General features: G+C 59.5%; 19 protein-coding genes. 11 read left to right on the forward strand and 8 right to left on the reverse strand.

Annotation, left to right across the window (positions count from 1 at the left end; all coding sequences use genetic code 11):
• Positions 1 to 286 precede the first annotated feature (286 nt).
• Positions 287 to 1,102, reverse strand: a complete 816-nt coding sequence (gene ppk2, locus DCO47_RS00500; protein WP_083352961.1) for a polyphosphate kinase 2 — start codon at positions 1,100 to 1,102, stop codon at positions 287 to 289.
• A gap of 189 nt (positions 1,103 to 1,291) precedes the next feature.
• Between ppk2 and DCO47_RS00505 the strand changes: the two genes are divergently transcribed.
• Together DCO47_RS00505 and DCO47_RS00510 are read left to right on the forward strand one after the other, a co-directional pair.
• Positions 1,292 to 3,418: a TonB-dependent receptor domain-containing protein gene (locus tag DCO47_RS00505; protein ID WP_116657204.1), complete on the forward strand. Its 2,127-nt coding sequence runs from the start codon at positions 1,292 to 1,294 to the stop codon at positions 3,416 to 3,418.
• A 96-nt stretch (positions 3,419 to 3,514) separates the two neighbouring features.
• A complete protein-coding gene (locus DCO47_RS00510; protein WP_116657205.1) occupies positions 3,515 to 3,829 on the forward strand; it encodes a tetratricopeptide repeat protein in 315 nt (104 codons plus the stop codon).
• 51 nt (positions 3,830 to 3,880) lie between these two features.
• Here the strand turns inward: DCO47_RS00510 and DCO47_RS00515 are convergent, their stop codons facing one another.
• Positions 3,881 to 4,768: a lysophospholipid acyltransferase gene (locus DCO47_RS00515; RefSeq protein ID WP_024014955.1), complete on the reverse strand. Its 888-nt coding sequence runs from the start codon at positions 4,766 to 4,768 to the stop codon at positions 3,881 to 3,883.
• A 40-nt stretch (positions 4,769 to 4,808) separates the two neighbouring features.
• The gene (gene tag, locus DCO47_RS00520; RefSeq protein ID WP_042607974.1) at positions 4,809 to 5,366 is read right to left on the reverse strand and encodes a DNA-3-methyladenine glycosylase I; all 558 of its coding nucleotides are present in this window, start codon (positions 5,364 to 5,366) and stop codon (positions 4,809 to 4,811) included.
• 81 nt (positions 5,367 to 5,447) lie between these two features.
• On the opposite strand from tag, the gene glyQ reads away from it, so the two are divergent.
• The 4 genes from glyQ to DCO47_RS00540 all read left to right on the forward strand — a co-directional run bounded on the left by glyQ (position 5,448) and on the right by DCO47_RS00540 (position 9,859).
• Positions 5,448 to 6,401 (forward strand): glycine--tRNA ligase subunit alpha, encoded by a 954-nt coding sequence (gene glyQ, locus DCO47_RS00525; protein ID WP_003187265.1) that lies wholly within the window; start codon positions 5,448 to 5,450, stop codon positions 6,399 to 6,401.
• A complete protein-coding gene (gene glyS / locus DCO47_RS00530; protein WP_083353886.1) occupies positions 6,398 to 8,452 on the forward strand; it encodes a glycine--tRNA ligase subunit beta in 2,055 nt (684 codons plus the stop codon). The genes glyQ and glyS overlap by 4 nt, the downstream gene beginning before the upstream one ends.
• A gap of 4 nt (positions 8,453 to 8,456) precedes the next feature.
• A complete protein-coding gene (gene gmhB, locus DCO47_RS00535; protein ID WP_165839171.1) occupies positions 8,457 to 8,996 on the forward strand; it encodes a D-glycero-beta-D-manno-heptose 1,7-bisphosphate 7-phosphatase in 540 nt (179 codons plus the stop codon).
• 83 nt (positions 8,997 to 9,079) lie between these two features.
• Positions 9,080 to 9,859: a 1-acyl-sn-glycerol-3-phosphate acyltransferase gene (locus tag DCO47_RS00540; protein WP_042607977.1), complete on the forward strand. Its 780-nt coding sequence runs from the start codon at positions 9,080 to 9,082 to the stop codon at positions 9,857 to 9,859.
• Positions 9,860 to 10,026: 167 nt separating this feature from the next.
• Here DCO47_RS00540 and DCO47_RS00545 read toward each other — a convergent pair whose 3' ends face one another.
• On the reverse strand, positions 10,027 to 11,562 hold the full coding sequence (locus DCO47_RS00545; RefSeq protein WP_116657206.1) for a PAS domain-containing sensor histidine kinase: 1,536 nt from the start codon (positions 11,560 to 11,562) through the stop codon (positions 10,027 to 10,029).
• Positions 11,563 to 11,726: 164 nt separating this feature from the next.
• On the opposite strand from DCO47_RS00545, the gene DCO47_RS00550 reads away from it, so the two are divergent.
• The gene (locus DCO47_RS00550; protein ID WP_116657207.1) at positions 11,727 to 12,446 is read left to right on the forward strand and encodes a response regulator transcription factor; all 720 of its coding nucleotides are present in this window, start codon (positions 11,727 to 11,729) and stop codon (positions 12,444 to 12,446) included.
• Between the two features lie 47 nt (positions 12,447 to 12,493).
• Positions 12,494 to 13,684 (forward strand): glycosyltransferase, encoded by a 1,191-nt coding sequence (locus DCO47_RS00555; protein ID WP_116657246.1) that lies wholly within the window; start codon positions 12,494 to 12,496, stop codon positions 13,682 to 13,684.
• 71 nt (positions 13,685 to 13,755) lie between these two features.
• Here the strand turns inward: DCO47_RS00555 and gyrB are convergent, their stop codons facing one another.
• From gyrB to dnaA, 4 genes are read right to left on the reverse strand one after another with little or no spacing between them, the layout of a single operon-like run.
• Positions 13,756 to 16,173 carry a DNA topoisomerase (ATP-hydrolyzing) subunit B gene (gene gyrB, locus DCO47_RS00560; RefSeq protein ID WP_024014948.1) on the reverse strand — a complete coding sequence of 806 codons (2,418 nt, stop codon included), beginning with the start codon at positions 16,171 to 16,173 and terminating at the stop codon, positions 13,756 to 13,758.
• Between the two features lie 5 nt (positions 16,174 to 16,178).
• Positions 16,179 to 17,282, reverse strand: coding sequence for a DNA replication/repair protein RecF (recF, locus tag DCO47_RS00565; protein WP_042607980.1), 1,104 nt, complete (start codon positions 17,280 to 17,282; stop codon positions 16,179 to 16,181).
• Positions 17,283 to 17,296: 14 nt separating this feature from the next.
• Positions 17,297 to 18,400, reverse strand: coding sequence for a DNA polymerase III subunit beta (dnaN, locus tag DCO47_RS00570; RefSeq protein ID WP_016772390.1), 1,104 nt, complete (start codon positions 18,398 to 18,400; stop codon positions 17,297 to 17,299).
• 39 nt (positions 18,401 to 18,439) lie between these two features.
• Positions 18,440 to 19,957, reverse strand: coding sequence for a chromosomal replication initiator protein DnaA (dnaA, locus tag DCO47_RS00575; RefSeq protein ID WP_064365206.1), 1,518 nt, complete (start codon positions 19,955 to 19,957; stop codon positions 18,440 to 18,442).
• 566 nt (positions 19,958 to 20,523) lie between these two features.
• Between dnaA and rpmH the strand changes: the two genes are divergently transcribed.
• From rpmH to yidD, 3 genes are read left to right on the forward strand one after another with little or no spacing between them, the layout of a single operon-like run.
• Positions 20,524 to 20,658 (forward strand): 50S ribosomal protein L34, encoded by a 135-nt coding sequence (gene rpmH / locus DCO47_RS00580; RefSeq protein ID WP_003213577.1) that lies wholly within the window; start codon positions 20,524 to 20,526, stop codon positions 20,656 to 20,658.
• Positions 20,659 to 20,674: 16 nt separating this feature from the next.
• Positions 20,675 to 21,076, forward strand: a complete 402-nt coding sequence (rnpA, locus tag DCO47_RS00585; protein ID WP_064365270.1) for a ribonuclease P protein component — start codon at positions 20,675 to 20,677, stop codon at positions 21,074 to 21,076.
• On the forward strand, positions 21,069 to 21,314 hold the full coding sequence (gene yidD / locus DCO47_RS00590; RefSeq protein ID WP_010465488.1) for a membrane protein insertion efficiency factor YidD: 246 nt from the start codon (positions 21,069 to 21,071) through the stop codon (positions 21,312 to 21,314). The genes rnpA and yidD overlap by 8 nt, the downstream gene beginning before the upstream one ends.
• Position 21,315: the final 1 nt, after the last annotated feature.

A 21,315-nucleotide genomic window follows, 5' to 3' on the forward strand; every position in this document is an offset into this window, starting at 1 on the left:
GGGAGAAGGCACCGCAGGCCGCGGCGGGAAACAGGGGGTTGAGGGGGAGCGAAGCAAACGGGAGCCGGTGGGCCGGGATCGATCCCGCAGCGAAGGAACCCGAGCCTGCGAGGGCCGAACGCAGGAGCAAGCCTTTTCGGTTACCTTTTCGGCGCCTGGAAAAGGTGACTCGCCGTAAGGGCGAAACCGCCAGCCGCAGCACCGAAAAAAAACGGATATCCCCCCAAAACCCCAGCGCATGGTCGGCCCAAAGGCCGCCAAGCCCCCCCCAAAAAAACCGGCAATGTCAAAACCGCTCAGCCACCCGCTTATACGGATAATCCGGCTCCCGGTACTTGCCCGGCTTCTGCCGTTTCGGCAATTCGACCTTGTCACGCTCCACCTCTTCATAAGGGATGCGACTGAGCAGATCGGTAATGATGTTCAGCCGTGCGCGCCGTTTGTCATTGGAGTCGGCCACCATCCACGGCGCCCGATCGGTATCGGTGTGCTTGAACATCTCGTCCCGCGCCCGTGAATAGTCGAACCAGCGGCTGTAGGATTTCAGATCCATCGGCGTCAGTTTCCAGATCTTGCGCCCGTCATTGATTCGCGCTTCGAGCCGGCGGGTCTGCTCTTCGGGGCTGACCTCAAGCCAGTACTTGAGCAGGATCACCCCCGAATCGACGATGGCGTTTTCCACCCACGGGATCGACTTGAGAAACTTGTCGGCCTGTTCCTCGGTGCAAAAACCCATGACCCGCTCGACACCGGCGCGGTTGTACCAACTGCGGTCGAAGATCACCACTTCACCGCCCGCCGGCAGGTGCGGAAGATAGCGCTGCACATGCATCTGGCTCTTCTCGCGATCGGTTGGCGCCGGCAGCGCGACAACGCGAAACACTCGTGGGCTCACGCGCTCGGTAATCGCTTTGATCGTGCCGCCCTTGCCGGCACCATCGCGGCCTTCAAAGACGATACACACCTTGACACCCTTGGCGATGACCCACTCCTGCAGCTTGACCAGCTCCACGTGCAGCTTGCGCAACTGGTCGAGGTAGTCCTTGTTTTTCAAGCGCGGGCGTTCTATGGCCTTTGCGGGTTTCTTCCTGTCTTTCGCCATGAATCGATCCTCGCGCTTCAACAGCCCAGTGAAATTGTTTATTGACCCTGGAGGCCTGATCCGTGAGGTTAGTCCACGCCCGGTTGTTTGCCATTGCCGGGGAAAAAAGCCGGATCATCATGTGTTTCCTGCATTTGTTCTGACGTCGCACTGTTCATTGCCCGATCCCCTGTTTGCTGGAGTTTTTCGATGCCGTCGTCCAAATCACTGCCCACTGCCCTGCTCGGTCTGGCCCTGGCCTGTCCGGCAATGGCCGAGACCCAGGGTCTGGAACTGGGGCAAGTGCTGATTTCGGCGGATGAGCGCAGCGGCACGGATGCAGCGGTCGAAGAGGCTCGCGAACGCCTCGAACAGGTGCCCGGCGGCAGCAACGTGGTCGACATGCGCCAGCCATTGCAGGGCCGCGTGGCCAGCAATCAGGACGTGCTGGCCTTTCAGCCAGGGGTGTATGCGCAGTCGGCGGGCAACGAAGGCGTGAAGATTTCCATTCGCGGATCGGGGATCAACCGCGCACCCGGCGCCCACGCCTCGGGGCTGTATACGATGCTCGATGGCCTGCCGTTGACCGGCCCCGGCGGCACTCCGTATGAATTGCTCGAGCCGCTATGGGTCGACCATGTCGAAGTGCTGCGCGGCGCCAACGGTTTTGATCGCGGCGCGCTGGCGCTGGGCGGCGCTATCGATTACGTCAGCCACACCGGTTATACCGCGCCGAAACTGCAAGTGCGCTACGCCACCGGCAGCCATGGTTATCAGCAAAGACAGGTCAGCTCCGGGCAAGTGCTGGGGGATTTCGATTACTACGTGTCGCTGACCGGTGCCGACGCCGATGGCTATCAGGACCACACCGCCAGTGAAAGCAAAGGCCTGATCGCCAACTTCGGCTATCGCTTCAACCCGAACCTGGAAACCCGCTTCTACTTCCGCTACCGGGAAACCGACAACGACCTCGCCGGCCGCGTGACCAAACATTCCATCGAACACAGTCCTCGGGCAGCCAACCCGGCGTATGTGGCGCGCGACGACAGCCGCAAACAACCCGGCAGTACCTTCATCGGCAACAAGACCACGTTCTACCTCGATGACGATTCGAGCATCCAGACCGGCCTCGTCTACCACGACTACCCGATGGATTTGCGCGAAGGCCCGAACCGGCTGAAGGTGGCTTACACCGACGTCAGCGGCACCTTCGACTACAAGCGCCGCGACACCCTGTTCGGCCTGGAAAGCCGCAGCACTGTCGGGCTGCGCGTCACCAAGCACCTGCCCAACGATGGCGCCAGCGAGTTCGTGCGCATCCCGAGCGGCAACACCGCCAGCTATGCACCGGGCACGCGTATGCGCAACTTCACTTATCAGGGGTCGGACACCGTGCTGCATTTCGGTAACGACCTGGAAATCGCCGACGACCTCTGGCTGACCACCGGCCTCGCCGCCATCTACACCCGCCGCGAGAGCGCCGTGACCTACCCGCAGGGCGGCGGCAAAACCAGTCTCAACGACTGGGACTACGCACCGCGCATTGGCCTGCGCTACCAGATCACACCGGACGTGCAAGTGTTCGGCAACCTCAGCCGCTCCGTCGAAGCACCCCATCCGTGGTCATTGATCTACAGCTCCAACGTTCGCTTCCCTGCCGGCAACGGTGCCGCCACCGGCACCCAGCGCGACCCGATCGAACTGCAAAACCAGACTGCCACCACCCTGGAACTCGGCGGCCGTGGCGACAGCGCCTTCGGCGAATGGAGCCTTGCCTGGTACTACGCGCAAGTTCGTCACGAACTGCTCTCGGTACTGCCCGACGCCAACGCCGTCACGCCTTACGAACTCAACGCCAGCCCGACCGTGCACCAGGGCATCGAGGCCAGTCTCGACAGCAAACTCTGGACCGCCGCCGACGGGCGCCAGTTGAGCTTGCGCCAGGCCTACACGTTCAGCGATTTCCACTACCGCGACGATGAACGCTTCGGCGACAACCGCCTGCCCGGTTTGCCGATGCACTACTACCAGGGAGAGCTGCGCTACGACTGGCCGCAAGGTTTCTTCGCGGCCGTGAACACGCAGCTGGTATCCAAAGTGGCCGTGGACTACGCCAACAGCTATTACGCCGACCCGTACGCCCTGTTCGGCGCCACGCTGGGCTACAACGCGCCGAAGGGTGACTGGCAAGGCTGGGTGGACATGCGCAACCTGACCGGCAAACGCTACGCAGCAACGGTCACCCCGGGGTATGACGACAAAGGGCTGGATGCCGCACGGTCGACACCGGGTGAAGGGATGGGTGTTTATGTTGGGGTTTCGTGGAGTTTGTTGTGAAGCCCAACCCAATTCCAATGTGGGAGCGAGCCTGCTCGCGAAAGCGGTATGAAAGACTCGCAGGTTCACTGACGAACAAAAGAAAGGAATCCACCAATGCTCGAATCCCTGGAAAAAATGCTCGCCAAGGGTGTGGATAACGCTTTGTTGCGCTTCGGCCTGGGCAAGGGGTATCTGGATCTGGGCGAAAACGCCAAGGCTGCCGAGCATTTTCAGCGCTGTGTGGGGTTCGATCCGAAATACTCGGCAGCGTGGAAATTGCTGGGCAAGGCGCAGCTGGCGCTGGGCGATCACGCCGCTGCGCGTCAGGCCTGGGAGCAAGGCCTGGAAGCGGCCCGCACCCATGGCGACAAGCAGGCCGAGAAGGAAATGACGGTATTTCTCAAGAAGCTTGAGCGACAGGCGCCTTGAGCTACGGACAGCGCAATGCGTCTGCATTGACCGTCACCAGATCGAGTCCACTCAGTACCAGCGCGCCTCACCCGGCGGACGCTTCTTGAAGCGTTTCATGCTCCACATGTACTGGCTCGGATACGCCGCGACGTAACGCTCGACCACTTTGCTCATGGCTGCGCAGGACTCTGCGGTATCGGTGCTGTACATCGCTTCTGGCGCGGCTTCGAGGATCACTTTGTAGCCTGAGCCGTCAGGCAGGCGCAGGGCGTGCAGGAACACTCCGACCGCTTTGCCGCCGGCGAGCATGTTCGGCACGAATTTGCTGGTCAGTGCCTGAGTGGCGAAGAACGGCACGAAAATCCCGGCGGACTCGGCCGGTTCCGGGTCGGCGGGAATGCCAACTGCACCACCCTTGCGCACTTCCTTGATCACACTGAGGATGCCTTCCTTGGTCGACGCTGCAACTTTGTTGCCCAATTGCACGCGCTGTTTGCGCAGCAATTCATCCACAGCCTTGAGCTTCGGCGGACGGTAGAAAATGATCGGTTTGCACTGGCTGCAATAGAAATGGTTGAGCACTTCCCAGTTGCCCAGGTGGCTGGTGATGCCGACCACGCCTTTGCCCGAAGCCAGCGCATCCTTGAGCACATCGAGGCCTTCGACTTCGCGGACCAGATCAATCGAACGCTGCGCCGGCCAGATCCATGCGCAGGCGCTTTCTGTCAGCGACTTGCCGATGTCCTTCAGACTCTGACCGACCAGACGCTCGCGCTCGGCCGCATCCATCTGTGGAAAACACTTGGCAAGGTTGATCCGCACTACGTCGCGGGAGCGGTTGGGGGTTTTCCACATGATCCAGCCGATCGCCGAACCCACGGCTTGCACGGCTCGCCATGGCAGCAGGGCAAACAGCCGCAGAGCGCCTACCAGCAAGGCGCCTTTAAACTTTTCCACAGGTCACTCCTGATTATGTGCGATGCGCGAGGCGGGCATTCTAACCGCCGTTGGCAAGCTGCGCGTAGCGGTCGCAATCCTGGGTGTGGTCCATGACCATGCCCGAGGCCTGCATCAGCGCGTAGCAAATGGTCGGGCCGACGAAGGTGAAGCCGGCCTTTTTCAGCGCTTTGCTCATCGCCAGCGCTTGGGGGGTGATCGCCGGGACTTCGCTGCGATCCTTGAAATGATTGATGATCGGTCGGTCGCCAACGAACGACCAGAGGAACGCCACCGGATCCTCCAGCGCCAGCCAGGCTTGCGCATTGCGCCGGGCAGCGTTGAGTTTCAGGCGGTTGCGGATGATGCCAGGGTCGAGCATCAGTTCATCGATCTCGGCGTCACTCATCTGCGCCACGCGCTGCACATCGAAGCCGAAGAGCACCTGACGATAACGCTCGCGCTTGCGCAGCACGGTGATCCACGACAGCCCGGCCTGGAACCCTTCGAGCAAAAGCAACTCGAACAAACCCTGCGCATCGCGTAGCGGCGTGCCCCACTCCTGATCGTGATAAGCCATGTACAGCGGATCTTCGGTACACCAAAAGCAGCGTGGCATAAGGCTCCAGGGGGCGTGCGCAGCAACGAATCGGGTATACTCCCGCTCTTTAAATCGCAGCCCAAGAAACAGGTGAATTTCGTGAGCCAGCCTACGCCAGCCGTGCGTACCTTCCAAGACTTGATCCTCGCGCTCCAGCAATACTGGGCCGAGCAAGGTTGTGTGGTACTTCAGCCCTACGATATGGAAGTAGGCGCCGGCACTTTCCACACCGCGACCTTCCTGCGCGCCATCGGCCCGGAAACCTGGAACGCCGCTTACGTACAGCCAAGCCGCCGTCCGACTGACGGCCGTTACGGCGAAAACCCGAACCGTCTGCAGCACTACTACCAGTTCCAGGTCGTGCTCAAGCCGAACCCGGACAACTTCCAGGAACTGTACCTGGGCTCGCTCAAGCATGTCGGCCTCGATCCGCTGGTGCACGACATCCGCTTCGTCGAAGACAACTGGGAATCGCCGACCCTCGGCGCCTGGGGTCTGGGCTGGGAAGTCTGGCTCAACGGCATGGAGGTCACCCAGTTCACCTACTTCCAGCAAGCGGGGGGCATCGAGTGCTACCCGGTGACCGGCGAGATCACCTACGGTCTCGAGCGCCTGGCCATGTACCTGCAAGGCGTCGATTCGGTCTACGACCTGGTCTGGGCTGACGGCCCGTTCGGCAAAGTCACCTACGGCGACGTGTTCCACCAGAACGAAGTGGAGCAGTCCACCTACAACTTCGAACACGCCAACGTCGACAAACTGTTCGAACTGTTCGACTTCTATGAAAGCGAAGCCAAGCGCCTGATCGAACTCGACCAGCCGCTGCCGTTGCCAAGCTACGAAATGGTGCTGAAGGCTTCGCATACCTTCAACCTGCTGGATGCGCGCCGGGCGATCTCGGTGACTGCGCGTCAGCAATACATTCTGCGCGTGCGCACCCTGGCGCGTTCCGTTGCGCAAGCCTACCTGCTGGCACGCGCCAAGCTGGGCTTCCCGATGGCGACCCCGGACCTGCGTGACGAAGTACTGGCCAAGCTGGAGGCTGCACAATGAGTGCGCAAGATTTTCTGGTTGAACTGGGCACCGAAGAACTGCCACCCAAAGCCCTCAACACGTTGGCTGAAGCGTTCCTCGCGGGTATCGACAAGGGCCTGCAAGCCGCCGGCCTGAGCTACGAAAGCAAAACCGTTTATGCCGCGCCGCGTCGCCTGGCCGTGCTGATCACTGCGCTGGCCACTCAGCAGCCGGATCGCAGCATCAACCTCGACGGCCCGCCACGTCAGGCCGCGTTCGACGCTGACGGCAATCCGACTCAGGCCGCCCTTGGCTTCGCCAAGAAGTGTGGCGTTGACTTGAGCGAGATCGATCAAAGCGGTCCGAAACTGCGCTACAGCCAGAACATCGCCGGCAAGCCGACCGCGAGCCTGCTGCCGACCATCGTCGAAGATTCGTTGAACGACCTGCCAATCCCGAAACGCATGCGTTGGGGTGCGCGCAAGGAAGAGTTCGTGCGTCCGACCCAGTGGCTGGTGATGCTGCTCGGTGATCAGGTCATCGACTGCACGATCCTCGCGCAGAAGGCTGGCCGCGATTCCCGTGGTCACCGTTTCCACCATCCGGAAGCCGTGCGCATCGGTTCGCCGTCGAGCTACCTCGCCGACCTGCGTGCCGCGTACGTATTGGCCGACGCCAACGAGCGTCGCGAGATCATCAGCAAGCGTACCGAAGAACTGGCCACGCGCCAGGAAGGCACGGCAATCGTGCCACCGGCGCTGCTCGACGAAGTGACCGCACTGGTCGAATGGCCGGTGCCGCTGGTGTGCTCGTTCGAAGAACGTTTCCTCGACGTGCCGCAGGAAGCGCTGATCACCACCATGCAGGACAACCAGAAGTACTTCTGCCTGCTGGATGCCGACGGCAAGTTGCTGCCACGTTTCATCACTGTGGCCAACATCGAAAGCAAAGATCCGCAGCAGATCATCGCCGGTAACGAGAAAGTCGTGCGCCCACGTCTGACCGACGCCGAATTCTTCTTCAAGCAGGACAAGAAGCAGAAGCTCGAAGCGTTCAACCTGCGCCTGCAGAACGTGGTGTTCCAGGAAAAACTCGGCAGCGTCTACGACAAGGCCGAGCGCGTATCGAAACTGGCCGCGTACATCGCCGCACGCATTGGCGGCAACGCTTCGTGGGCTGCCCGCGCGGGCCTGCTGTCGAAGTGCGACCTGGCCACCGAAATGGTTGGCGAGTTCCCGGAGATGCAAGGTGTCGCCGGTTACTACTACGCCCTCAATGACGGCGAGCCGCAGGACGTCGCGCTGGCATTGAACGAGCAGTACATGCCACGCGGTGCCGGCGCGGAATTGCCGGCGACCCTGACCGGTGCAGCCGTCGCCATCGCCGACAAGCTCGACACCCTGGTCGGCATCTTCGGTATCGGCATGCTGCCAACCGGCAGCAAAGACCCGTATGCCCTGCGCCGCGCGGCACTGGGTGTGCTGCGTATCCTGATCGAAAAGAAACTCGATCTCGACCTGAACGACGCCGTGGCTTTCGCCGTGACTGCGTTCGGCGGCAAGGTCAAGGCTGCCGGCCTCAACGAGGCGGTGCTGGAATTCATCTTCGACCGTCTGCGGGCGCGCTATGAAGACGAAGGCGTCGATGTCGCCACCTACCTGTCGGTACGTGCACTGAAGCCGGGTTCGGCGCTGGACTTCGACCAGCGTGTACAAGCGGTGCAGGCCTTCCGCAAACTGCCGGAAGCGGCAGCGCTGGCAGCGGTGAACAAGCGTGTGTCGAACCTGTTGAGCAAAGTCGAAGGCTCGGTACCCACCGTGGTCGAAGCCAAGTACTTCGACAATGCCAACGAGTTCTCACTGTATTCGGCGATCCAGCAAGCGGATCAGGCGGTGCAGCCGATGGCCGCGGCGCGTCAGTACAACGAATCGCTGGCGCGCCTGGCGGCACTGCGCGAGCCGGTCGACGCGTTCTTCGACGCGGTGATGGTCAATGCCGACGACGCCAATGTGCGGGCCAACCGTTACGCGCTGCTGGCGCGCCTGCGTGGCCTGTTCCTCGGCGTTGCCGACATTTCGCTGTTGGGCTGAGGGATTGGTGTTGAAACTGCTGATTCTCGATCGTGACGGCGTGATCAATTACGACTCCGATGCCTACATCAAGTCGGTGGAGGAGTGGATTCCGCTGCCCGGCTCGATCGCAGCGATCGCGCAGTTGAGCAAGGCCGGCTGGACGGTGGCGGTGGCCACCAACCAGTCGGGCATTGCTCGCGGCTATTACGACCTCGCCACCCTCGACGCCATGCACGCGCGCCTGCGCGAGCTGGTGGCGGAGCAGGGCGGTGAAGTCGGCTTGATCGTTTATTGCCCGCATGGCCCGGATGAAGGTTGCGATTGCCGCAAGCCGAAACCGGGGATGCTGAAAACCATCGCCGCGCATTACAACGTCGAGCTGGCCAATGTCTGGTTCGTCGGCGACAGCCTTGGTGACCTGGAGGCCGCCAAAGCCGTCGATTCACAGCCAGTTTTGGTGAAGACCGGAAAAGGCGAGAAGACTCAGGGCAAGACCCTGCCGGTTGGCACTCTGATTTTTGACGATCTGGCGGCGATTGCCGCAGAACTTATCCACAACTAGAGTACTTCTGAATTTCCTGGCCAGGGATTGCTCGGGAGTGCGCTTGAACAGTCGGGCATTGCCCCGTAACGGTAACCGTCGCCATGTCGATACTGCGGGCCTTCAGAATCTTTCTTTTCTATCTGCTGCTGGGCACAACAGCGTTGCTGTGGTGCAGCCTGAGCTTTTTCATTGCGCCCTTTCTGTCTTTCAAAGCGCGCTATCGTTTTATCAACGTGTACTGGTGCCGTTGCGCCCTGTGGCTGACCAAGGTGTTCCTCGGTATCCGCTACGAAATCAAAGGTGCGGAAAACGTGCCGGACCGGCCCTGTGTGATTCAGTCGAACCACCAGAGCACTTGGGAGACGTTTTTTCTCTCCGCTTATTTCTCGCCCTTGAGCCAGGTGCTCAAGCGCGAACTGCTTTACGTACCGTTCTTCGGCTGGGCCATGGCCATGCTGCGCCCGATCGCCATCGACCGCGACAACCCCAAAGCCGCGCTCAAACAAGTCGCGGCCAAAGGCGACGAGCTGCTCAAGGACAACGTCTGGGTGCTGATCTTCCCTGAAGGCACACGAGTGCCCTACGGCACCGTCGGAAAATTCTCCCGCAGTGGCAGCGCATTGGCAGTGAATGCGGCGCTTCCGGTGCTGCCGATTGCACACAATGCCGGCAAATTCTGGCCGAAAATCGGCTGGGGCAAACAGTCCGGAGTGATCACCGTGGTCATTGGCGAACCGATGTATGCCGAAGGTAGTGGGCCGCGGGCCATCGCTGATCTGAATGACCGAGTGCAAGCGTGGAACGAGAAAACCCAACGCGAGATGGGCTCGCTGCCACCGGCGCCACAGGCGCCGGCCGCAAGTGATCGACTGGCTGTCTGAATTTTGTGGATAACCTGTGTACGCTTTCGCCTGAAATGACCGTAATCGTTCTATAACTTACTGATTTTTATACATATTTCAAAATCGATAAGTTGAACGAAATCCGTGCATAAGTTTTATTCGGATGTAAAAAAACCGGCCGTTATAGCCGGTTTTTTTGTGCCCCTTCATTCCGCAATCAGCGGCAACTCGATGCAGAAGGTGGTTCCCGCATCGACCACGCTGTGACACTCGATTGTGCCGCCATGATGATCGATCACCGCCTTGACCATCGACAGGCCCAGACCCACGCCGTCGATGCCTTGGGCCGAGGAGAAGCGCCGATACTGGCTGAACAGGTCAGGCAATTCATCGGCAGCGATGCCCTTGCCCTGGTCGGTCAATTCGCAGCGCAGCCATGGCCCGTGACAAGTCACCTCCAGTTGCACTGTAGTGTCTGCCGGGCTGTACTTGATCGCGTTCTCCAGCAGGTTGAACAGGGCGCGCGTCAGCAACCCCTGATCGGCGAGAATCAGCCGCTCCTGACATTCCTCGTCGACTTGATTCAGCAGTTCGATACGTTTCTGCTGGGCGATGGGTAAGGCCTGATCCAGCACGTCCAAGACCAGCATCGCGAATAACGTCGGGCGGAACTGGTAGGTCTCGGACTCGGCTCGCGCCAACAGGACAAAACCATCGGTCAGATCCAGCGCGCGGCGAACCTGGCGTTCGATCTGCTCGAACAACGGTGCGTCAGCCCCCGCTTGGTGACGATGCACATCCAGCAGAGCGAGGATCGCCGAATGGGGCGCGCGCAGGTCGTGGGAGAGAAAACGCAGCAGCACGCCGCGCTGTTCCTCCGCCGCGCGTTCAGCGCTCAAGTCAGTCAGGCTGAGCAGCCAACCGATCGGCGTATCGCCGTCGACCGGCAGCAGCGCCGCTCTCTCCAGGCGCAGACTGCGTTCCTTGTGATCACGAAATTCCAGCAGCGCCAGCGTTGCCAGCGCTGGTCGCGGCGCTGTGGATAATTCCGGATAGCCGAGTCGTGCCAGTTGATCGAGTACGTCATCGCCCACCAACGGATCGTCGAACAACTCACGTGCTTTACGATTGCCTAGCAAAATCTTGCCCTGCGGGTCGCTGATCAGCGTCGCCACAGGCAAATACTCCAGGCCATCGGCAATGAAGCGCCGGGTATCGCGGGTGCGGCTCATGGCTTGTTCGAGCGCCATGATCTGTCCCTGCAAACGGTCAGCGCCGGTGAAGCGGGTCCGGCGTCGCTCCGGGAAGACCTTCGGTTCGCTGTCCAGACGCGCCAGCTCCCAGCCGAAGTAGGTGAGCACGACACTCAGGCGCCGCCAGTTCCAGATCAGGTAACCGAACAACATGCCCAGCGCGGCAGACGTGGGCGACCACCAGTAGCGAATCTCAGCGAGTATGGCGCTGCTGATCAGCGTACACGCCATACCAGTCAAGGTTACCCACAGCGCCCAACGCGGCCGCCACAGCAATAATCCCAGCACACCCGCGACCATCGCCACCGAAAGCAGCGCGCCAGAGGCAGGAGAGGGATTGTGCAGATTGTCCTGGGCGCGATAAGACAACAGAGCAGTCAGCGGCAATAGCACTAGACTTATCCACAACCACTCGCTCACCAGTCGCCGGAATAGACGCTGCACCTGGCTTGGCTCACGACTTTCATGTCGGCGTTGAGGTTTACGCATGGCGCGAACGGCAAGGCCGTGTGGTGGGTTTCATAAGTCTCAGGTCTGAGGCGTGGACCCGAAGAATCATAGCGGACGTCGAACGCCAACGGGCCGCTTCTTTCATCGCGGCTGTAGAGTGGTTATTGTCGACATCCCAGCCCCAGCGACAAGGAACACCGCCGATGCGCGTTGCCATTCTGGACGACGAACCCGCCGAGCTGCGCCGGGTCGAGCAAACCCTGGAGCAAATGGCCGAGGCCGGAGAACAGCCATGGTCACTGCACAGCTTCGAGCGCGGCGAAGACTTGTTGCGCCAGCTGCGTCGGGAGACTTTCGACCTGCTGATCCTCGACTGGCAACTCCCCGACCTGACAGGTCTGGCGCTGCTGCGCTGGACCCGCGAACACATGGATGCGCCACCGGCGGCGATCATGCTGACCAGCCGCGATGGCGAGAGCGATATCGTTCAAGCCTTGAATGCCGGCGCCGATGATTATGTCAGCAAGCCGTTTCGCCCCAACGAGTTGAAGGCGAGGGTGGCGGCGGTATTGCGTCGACATAGCCAACCGCGCAGCGCGGCGGGTGAAGTGCAGACCTTTCACGATCTGACTTTCGACGACGCCGAACTGACCATCACCCGTGAAGGCAAACCGATTCTCATGACTGAACGCGAGTATCGCCTGGCGCGGTGTCTGTTCAGTAATCTGGGTCGGCCGTTGTCGCGGGATTATCTGTATGAGCGCTTCTGGCCAAACGAAGAGACCACTTCCTCGCGACCGCTGGATACGCACATCTACCGGCTGCGCAACAAGCTCGGGCTGACCGCGGATCGGGGTTGGCAACTGCTGACGATTTATGGATATGGGTATCGGTTGGAGAGTGTGGCGACCGGGAATGAGTGAGCCACGACGGCCGGAAAATTATCAAAGATGAAAAAGGTCTGAGGGAATTGACTGCGTATTCCGAACAATCAAAAACCGCCGCCTCTATTGTGGTGTTCGAGGCCACCGTCATCTCGGCTGACTGTGCCGAGGCATTGCAGGCCCTGGGTCTGCGCGTGACAACGCTGGCGCTGAACGAAGACAACGTCATGGGCCTGATGAGCACGCGACCCGACTATGTGCTCACCATCAACTTCAATCAGTACATCAGTGAAGTCTGCGAGCTGCTGAAAATCCCTTACCTGGCTTGGGTGATCGATACCCCGTGTTACCCGATCTACGACAAGGCCATCAATCATTCGCACAGCTTTACCTTCATCTACGACGCGGCAGTGGCCCGGCGGCTGAGGCAGAGCGGGGTTCGTCAGGTTTACCATCTGCCGGTCGCGGCGAACCTGGAGCGCATCAGCCAGATCGATGTTCACGAGCAGCATTCACTGGCGGAACATGACATCAGCTTCGTTGCGAACCTGACCCGCACTGAGTTTCGCACCTCGATATTGCCGCATCTGTCGTCGCAGACCCGTGAGCGTTGCAAGCGACTGATCGACTCGCTGGATCAGCCCGACGGTTTCTTGAACCTGTCGGCGCAACTGGCTGATGAGTTCATCAGCACCATCAAGCTGGAGTCCAACTACCCGCTGGCGGGCGATCGCTATTTGTCGGTGGCGGAAAAACTCGCTTACCTGCTGGGTAGAGAGCACTCGTGGCAGGAACGCATCGAGGTCATCCAGCGGCTTGAAAAACGTTTCAGGGTTGCCGTGTATGGCAATGATGAATGGCAGGTCCAGGTAAGCAGCTATGTCGGCCATGCCGAGCACTTCACTGAGATGCCAAGGATTTTCCAGCGCTCGAAAATCAACCTCAACATCATCCGCTCATTCGTCGAATCCGGCCTGCCGATGCGCGTCTTCGATGTGCTCAGCTGTGGCGGCTTCCTTGTCACCAACGACAAGGAGGATCTGCACAGGCTGTTCACCGATGGCAAAGATCTGGTGATCTACCGGGACACTCAGGACTTGCTGGAGATCTGCGCTTATTACCTCGAGCACGATGATGAGCGCAGGACGATTGCCCAGCAGGGGCGGGTGACATTGGCGCAAAACCATACGTTTGTGCAGCGCATGAGCGACATGTTGACCACGGTGCAGAGCGAGCTGCGCGGAGAGCCGGGGGCGCTCAGCCGCTGGTATCGCTGAGCTCGTTCCTTCAGACATAAAAAAACCCCGGCGCACTGGCCGGGGTTTTTCTGAGCGGGTAGCAACCAGGATCAGAAATCCAGGTTGGATACCGCCAACGCGTTGCTTTCGATGAAGTCCCGGCGAGGTTCGACCGCATCACCCATCAGGGTGTTGAAGATCTGATCTGCGCCGATGGCGTCTTCGATGGTGACTTTCAGCATGCGGCGCACGCTTGGGTCCATGGTGGTTTCCCACAGTTGATCCGGGTTCATTTCGCCCAGACCTTTATAGCGCTGGATAGTGTGGCGCTTGGTACTTTCGGCCATCAGCCAGTCGAGCGCTTCCTTGAACTCGGTAACGGCTTTCTTGCGTTCTCCACGCTGGATGTACGCACCTTCGTCGAGCAGGGTGCTGAGTTGCGCGCCCAGGGTGACCACGGTTTTGTAGTCGTTGCTGCCGAAGAAGTCGCGGTTGAAGGTGACGTAGTTCGACAGGCCGTGGGAGATCAGCTCGACCTCTGGCAGCCAGACGCCACGTTCACGGTCTTCGCGCAGGCTGGCCTTGTAGACCAGGCCGGACTTCTCGTTGGTACGCAGGCGAACTTCGTACTGGGCCAGCCACTCTTGCATCGCTGCGTGGTCGCCCAGTGTTTCCAGGCTGACGGCTGGCAGGTAGATGAAGTGCTCGGTCAGCTCCTGTGGGTACAGGCGCGACAGACGCTTGAGGGTCTTCATGACCATGCGGAAGTCATTCACCAGACGCTCCAGCGCTTCACCGGAAATGCCCGGGGCTTCTTCGTTCAGGTGCAGGCTTGCATCTTCCAGGGCCGACTGAGTCATGTACTCTTCCATGGCGTCGTCGTCTTTGATGTATTGCTCTTGCTTGCCTTTCTTGACCTTGTACAGCGGCGGCTGGGCGATGTAGATGTAGCCCCGCTCGATCAGCTCCGGCAACTGACGGAAGAAGAAGGTCAGCAGCAGGGTACGGATGTGCGAACCGTCGACGTCAGCATCGGTCATGATGATGATGTTGTGATAGCGCAGCTTGTCGATGTTGTACTCTTCGCGGCCGATGCCGCAGCCCAGCGCGGTGATCAGCGTGCCCACTTCCTGGGACGAGATCATTTTGTCAAAACGGGCCTTCTCGACGTTGAGGATCTTGCCCTTCAACGGCAGGATCGCCTGGGTCTTGCGGTTACGTCCCTGCTTGGCAGAGCCGCCCGCGGAGTCACCTTCCACGAGGTACAGTTCGGACAGCGCCGGGTCTTTTTCCTGGCAGTCAGCGAGCTTGCCCGGCAGGCCGGCGATGTCCAGCGCGCCTTTGCGGCGGGTCATCTCACGCGCCTTGCGCGCGGCTTCACGGGCACGCGCGGCGTCGATCATCTTGCCGACCACCAGCTTGGCTTCGTTGGGGTTTTCCAGGAGGAAGTCGGAGAAGTATTTGCCCATCTCCTGCTCAACCGCAGTTTTCACTTCGGAAGACACCAGCTTGTCTTTGGTCTGCGAGCTGAACTTCGGATCCGGGACTTTCACCGAGATGATTGCGGTCAGGCCTTCACGGGCATCGTCACCGGTTGTGGCGACTTTGTGCTTCTTCGCCAGACCTTCCTGCTCGATGTAGTTGTTCAGGTTACGGGTCAGTGCCGAACGGAAGCCCACCAGGTGAGTACCGCCGTCGCGCTGCGGAATGTTGTTGGTGAAGCACAACAGGTTCTCATTGAAGCTGTCGTTCCACTGCAGGGCGATTTCCACGCCGATGCCGTCTTCACGCTGGATATTGAAGTGGAACACCTGATTGACCGCAGTCTTGTTGGTGTTCAGATATTCAACGAATGCACGCAGGCCGCCTTCGTACTTGAACAGCTCTTCCTTGCCGCTGCGCTCATCCTTGAGGACGATGCCGACACCGGAGTTGAGGAAGGACAGTTCACGAATGCGCTTGGCGAGGATGTCCCAGCTGAAGTGAATGTTCTTGAAGGTTTCGCTGGAAGCCTTGAAGTGAATCTGGGTACCGGTGGTCTCGCTGTCGCCAACGATGGCCATTGGCGCCTGAGGCACGCCGTGGACGTAGGTCTGTTCCCAGATCTTGCCGCTACGGCGAACGGTCAGAACCAGCTCTTCGGACAGCGCGTTCACTACCGACACACCTACACCGTGCAGACCGCCGGATACCTTGTAGGAGTTGTCGTCGAACTTACCGCCAGCGTGGAGGACGGTCATGATGACCTCGGCGGCGGACACGCCTTCCTCTTTATGCACGTCTACCGGAATGCCACGACCGTTGTCTTTAACGGTGATGGACTCGTCCGGGTGGATGATGATGCTGATGTCGTCGCAATGGCCGGCGAGGGCTTCGTCGATCGAGTTGTCGACCACCTCGAACACCATGTGGTGCAGACCGCTGCCATCGTCGGTGTCACCAATGTACATACCGGGACGTTTGCGTACGGCATCCAGGCCTTTCAGCACTTTAATGCTCGTTGAGTCGTACGTATTTTCTTCGCTCAATGCCTTCACTCCCGATGGTCGTGGGTCTGGGTGATACGGCCCTGTTCCACGTGGAACAAAGCGACCGGCGTTTCCGTCTGCCAGCCTTCCCTCAGTAATTCGTGATCTACACAGGTGATGAACACCTGGCAGCGTAAGTCTTCCAGCAAGCGGCACAGCGCGCGACGATGGCTCTCGTCCAGTTCGGACGGCAAGTCATCCACCAGATAAATACACTGACCGCGGCGGGCCTGGCTGACCAGGTGGCCTTGGGCAATCCGCAGCGCACAGACCACCAGCTTCTGCTGACCCCGGGACAGGATGTCCGCGGCATTGTGTGCGCCCAATCTGAGACGCAAATCAGCGCGTTGCGGGCCGGCCTGGGTATGCCCCATCTGCTGGTCCCGTTGCACGGATCCAGCCAGTACGGCGCTCAAATCGCGGTCCTTGTCCCAGCCTCGGTAATAGCTGAGCGTCAAACCCTCGAGCTCAACCAGTTCGCTCAAGGTCTGTTCGAAGACCGGTTTCAAGGCTGTGATGTAAGCGCGGCGGTATTCATCGATTTCAGCGCTGGCCTGGCACAGTTCCCTGTCCCAAACCGCTTGCGAAACGGCGTCAAGTGTACCATGCCGCAGCCAAGAGTTTCTCTGGCGCAAGGCCTTCTGAAGCCGCTGCCATGTGGCCATGAAACGCGGTTCGACGTGGAACACGCCCCAATCGAGAAACTGCCGGCGAATCTTCGGCGCACCTTCCAGCAGACGGAAACTGTCCGGGTTGATCAACTGTAGTGGCAGGATCTCGGCCAGTTGTGCAGCGCTGCGGGCGTTCTGGCCATCGATGCGAATCTGGAACTCGCCCTGACGGTCTCGAGAAATCCCCAAGGCACTCTGACCACCTTCCGCCAGTTCAACCTGACCGAATACGGTACAGGCGAGTTGTTCGTATTGAATGACAGGCAGCAGCCGCGTGCTACGAAACGAACGGGCAAGCCCCAGCAAGTGAATGGCTTCCAGAACACTGGTTTTGCCGCTGCCGTTGGCGCCGTAAAGGATGTTGATGCGGGGGGAGGGGGAGAAGGTCACCGGGTGCAGATTGCGCACCGCGGTGACCGAAACACGACTTAACGACATTCAGGATCAGCTGATTACAGACGCATCGGCATGACAACGTAAGCCGAGTCGTCATTGTCGGACTCTTGCACCAGCGCACTGCTGTTGGAGTCGGACAGGATCAGGCGTACCTGCTCGGTGGTCATCACGCCCAGCACGTCGAGCAGGTAGCTCACGTTAAAGCCGATTTCCAGGGAACCGCCGTTGTATTCAACACCCACTTCTTCTTCCGCTTCTTCCTGCTCGGGGTTGTTGGCCTGGATTTTCAACTGACCGCTGGCCAGTTGCAGACGGATACCGCGGTACTTCTCGTTGGACAGAATCGCGGTACGGCTGAACGCTTCACGCAATGCCTGGCGGTCGCCGAGTACCAACTTGTCGCCACCTTTCGGCAGTACGCGCTCGTAATCCGGGAATTTACCGTCGACCAGTTTCGAGGTGAAGGTGAACTCGCCGGTGGTGGCGCGGATATGGTGCTGACCGAGAACGATGCTGACGTTGCCATCCGGCTCGGTGAGCAGACGCGCCAGTTCGAGGATACCTTTGCGCGGCACGATCACCTGATGACGATCCGGCTGACCGATATCGGCCTGCATCGAGCACATCGCCAGACGGTGACCATCGGTGGCCACGGCGCGGATTACGCCCGCGGAAACCTCCAGCAGCATGCCGTTAAGGTAATAACGCACGTCCTGCTGGGCCATGGCGAAGCTGGTGCGTTCGATCAGTCGACGCAGTTTGCTCTGCTCCAGGCTGCAGGTCAGCGAGCCCGGGCCTTCTTCGACGGTCGGGAAATCGTTGGCCGGCAGGGTCGACAGGGTGAAACGGCTACGGCCGGCCTTCACCACCAGCTTCTGCTCGTCGACCTTGATGTCGATCAGCGCATCGTTGGGCAGGCTTTTGCAGATATCCATCAACTTGCGCGCAGGCACGGTAATGGAACCAGTTTCGGCCGGCTCTTCAAGTTGCACACGACCGACCAGTTCGACCTCAAGGTCGGTACCGGTCAGCGACAATTGCTGGCCTTCGACGACCAACAGCACGTTGGACAGTACCGGCAAGGTCTGTCGACGCTCGACGACGCCTGCGACCAGTTGCAGGGGTTTCAACAGGGCTTCGCGTTGAATGGTGAAATGCATGGTCTCGTCCCTTGCCTTAATAAGCTGCGCTGGTGTTCATCAAGTGGTCAGTGTACGCAGCAGGTTCTTGTAGTCCTCGCGGATGTCCGCGTCGGATTCCTTAAGTTCGTTGATCTTGCGGCAGGCGTGCAGCACGGTGGTGTGGTCGCGGCCGCCAAACACATCGCCAATTTCCGGCAGGCTGTGGTTGGTCAGCTCCTTGGACAACGCCATGGCCACCTGACGCGGACGTGCCACCGAGCGCGAACGCCGCTTGGACAGCAAGTCGGAAATCTTGATCTTGTAATACTCGGCGACGGTGCGCTGAATGTTATCCACAGAGACCAGTTTGTCCTGCAATGCCAACAGGTCTTTCAGGGATTCGCGAATCAGCTCGATGGTGATGTCGCGGCCCATGAAGTGCGAGTGGGCGATCACGCGTTTCAGCGCGCCCTCCAGTTCGCGGACGTTGGAACGGATGCGCTGGGCAATGAAGAACGCGGCGTCATGGGGCAACTCGACTTTGGCCTGGTCGGCCTTCTTCATCAGGATCGCCACGCGGGTTTCGAGTTCCGGCGGCTCGACGGCCACCGTCAGGCCCCAGCCGAAGCGGGATTTGAGGCGTTCCTCAAGACCTTCGATTTCTTTCGGGTAGCGGTCACTGGTGAGAATGACCTGCTGGCCACCTTCAAGCAGAGCATTGAAGGTGTGGAAAAACTCTTCCTGGGAGCGCTCCTTGCGGGCAAAGAACTGAATGTCGTCGATGAGCAAAGCGTCCACCGAACGATAGAAACGCTTGAACTCGTTGATCGCGTTCAGTTGCAGCGCCTTGACCATGTCGGCCACGAAACGCTCGGAATGCAGGTACACGACCTTGGCATTCGGATTCTTCTTTAATAGATGGTTGCCTACCGCATGCATCAAGTGGGTCTTACCCAGACCGACACCACCATAAAGGAACAGCGGGTTGTAACCGTGCTTGGGATTGTCCGCCACCTGCCAGGCCGCCGCACGGGCGAGCTGGTTCGACTTGCCTTCGACGAAATTCTCGAAGGTGAACGTGCGGTTGAGATAACTGGTGTGCTTGAGCGCACCTTCCACCTGCACGGTGCGCTGTTCGGCGCGAACCGGGGCCTGCTGCGAAGCGGCACCGGCCATCGGGTCGAAGCTGTCGCGGGACGGCTCTTCGCTGACTTCAGCGGTTTTCTGCGTGGCACGCTTGGCCGGAGCGGGTGCGGGCGCCGGGTTACTCGCAGGTACGTTATTGGCCTGCGCCTGGGAAACCTGCGCGGCCGCCAGTGGCGCGTTCGGTGCGGCACGGGGTGCCGAGCTGCGTTTGCTGCCTATTAACAAGGACAACGCCGGCGTCGAGCCATTGCCGTGCTCATCCAGCAACTCAATGACGCGACCCAGGTACTTTTCGTTGACCCAGTCCAGCACGAAACGATTCGGTGCGTAGACGCGCAACTCGTCGCCTTCGGCTTCGACCTGTAGTGGACGGATCCAGGTGTTGAATTGTTGGGCAGGCAGCTCTTCGCGCAAAAGCTCCACGCACTGCTGCCAAAGTTCCACTGACACGGATATCCCCTAAGTTGAAAGCCGGTGAGGCAAAAACAAGCGGCCATTGTAGCGGCGAGCGGTTCACTTATCCACATGCAGGTAGCGCCGTCGCCATCATTTATCAATGCACTATCGCTGCTAAAAGCGACCAACGGCGTGTGAATAAGCCCTGTGGATAAACGCCCTTGAGGGCACTGGACAACTGGGGGGTGAACTCGGTGGATAACCTCGCTGTGGATAACCACGCATTCCACACACAGCTTATCCGAGGGCGCAGCACAGGCTGAACACGGTTTTCCACTGTAGTTGTCATTCTCTGTACACCAGAAGCAACAAGGCCTGGTGGCACTTATCCACAGAAGATGCCGTGTCTAGCTTTTACAAGCTTTACAGAAAAGCTTTAAATACTTCCCTTCTTTATTTCTATATCTGGCGGACAGGCTTTCGAGCTGAAACCGTGCCGAGATCTATTTATAAGGAAACGCTGGTTGGAAATTGACCTGAAGGCTTGCTTTCTCTAGAATCCCCGGTCTCTTAAAACGGGGGCCATTCCGGCCCGTTGTGGACGAACCAGGTAACACGACATGAAACGTACTTTCCAACCAAGCACTATCAAACGCGCTCGTACCCACGGTTTCCGTGCTCGCATGGCTACTAAGAACGGCCGCGCAGTCCTGTCGCGTCGTCGCGCCAAAGGTCGTGCGCGTCTGGCAGTTTGATAATCCGGTACTGGAGGTGAGTCAGGACTTCAGTCGGGAAAAGCGTCTGCTTACCCCCCGGCATTTCAAGGCAGTCTTTGACTCCCCTACCGGCAAGGTTCCGGGGAAAAATCTCCTGCTCCTTGCACGCGACAACGATCTTGATCACCCCCGTCTCGGGCTGGTTATCGGGAAAAAGAGCGTAAAGCTTTCCGTTGAGCGCAATCGCCTCAAACGTCTGATGCGCGAATCGTTCCGTCTGCACCAGGATTCACTGGTCGGCTGGGACATCGTTATCGTCGCGCGCAAAGGTTTGGGTGATGTAGAAAACCCCGAATTGATTCAGCATTTCGGCAAACTCTGGAAGCGTCTGGCGCGCAACAAGCCCGTTCCGGCAGTCAAAACCGAAACTGTAGGGGTAGACAGTTCCGATGCGTAAACTGGCCCTCGTTCCGATCCAGTTTTATCGCTATGCCATTAGTCCTTTAATGGCCAGCCACTGTCGCTTCTACCCCAGTTGTTCCTGCTACGCGTATGAAGCCATTGAAAATCATGGCCTTCTGCGCGGTGGCTGGCTGACCTTTCGTCGTTTAGGTCGCTGTCATCCGTGGAATCCCGGTGGTTATGACCCGGTTCCACCTATCCCTACCTCCCGTTCTTCTTCGATGGCCGAGTAAT

It is taken from the genome of Pseudomonas sp. NDM (assembly GCF_003105095.1).
Classification (GTDB): domain Bacteria; phylum Pseudomonadota; class Gammaproteobacteria; order Pseudomonadales; family Pseudomonadaceae; genus Aquipseudomonas; species Aquipseudomonas moraviensis_A.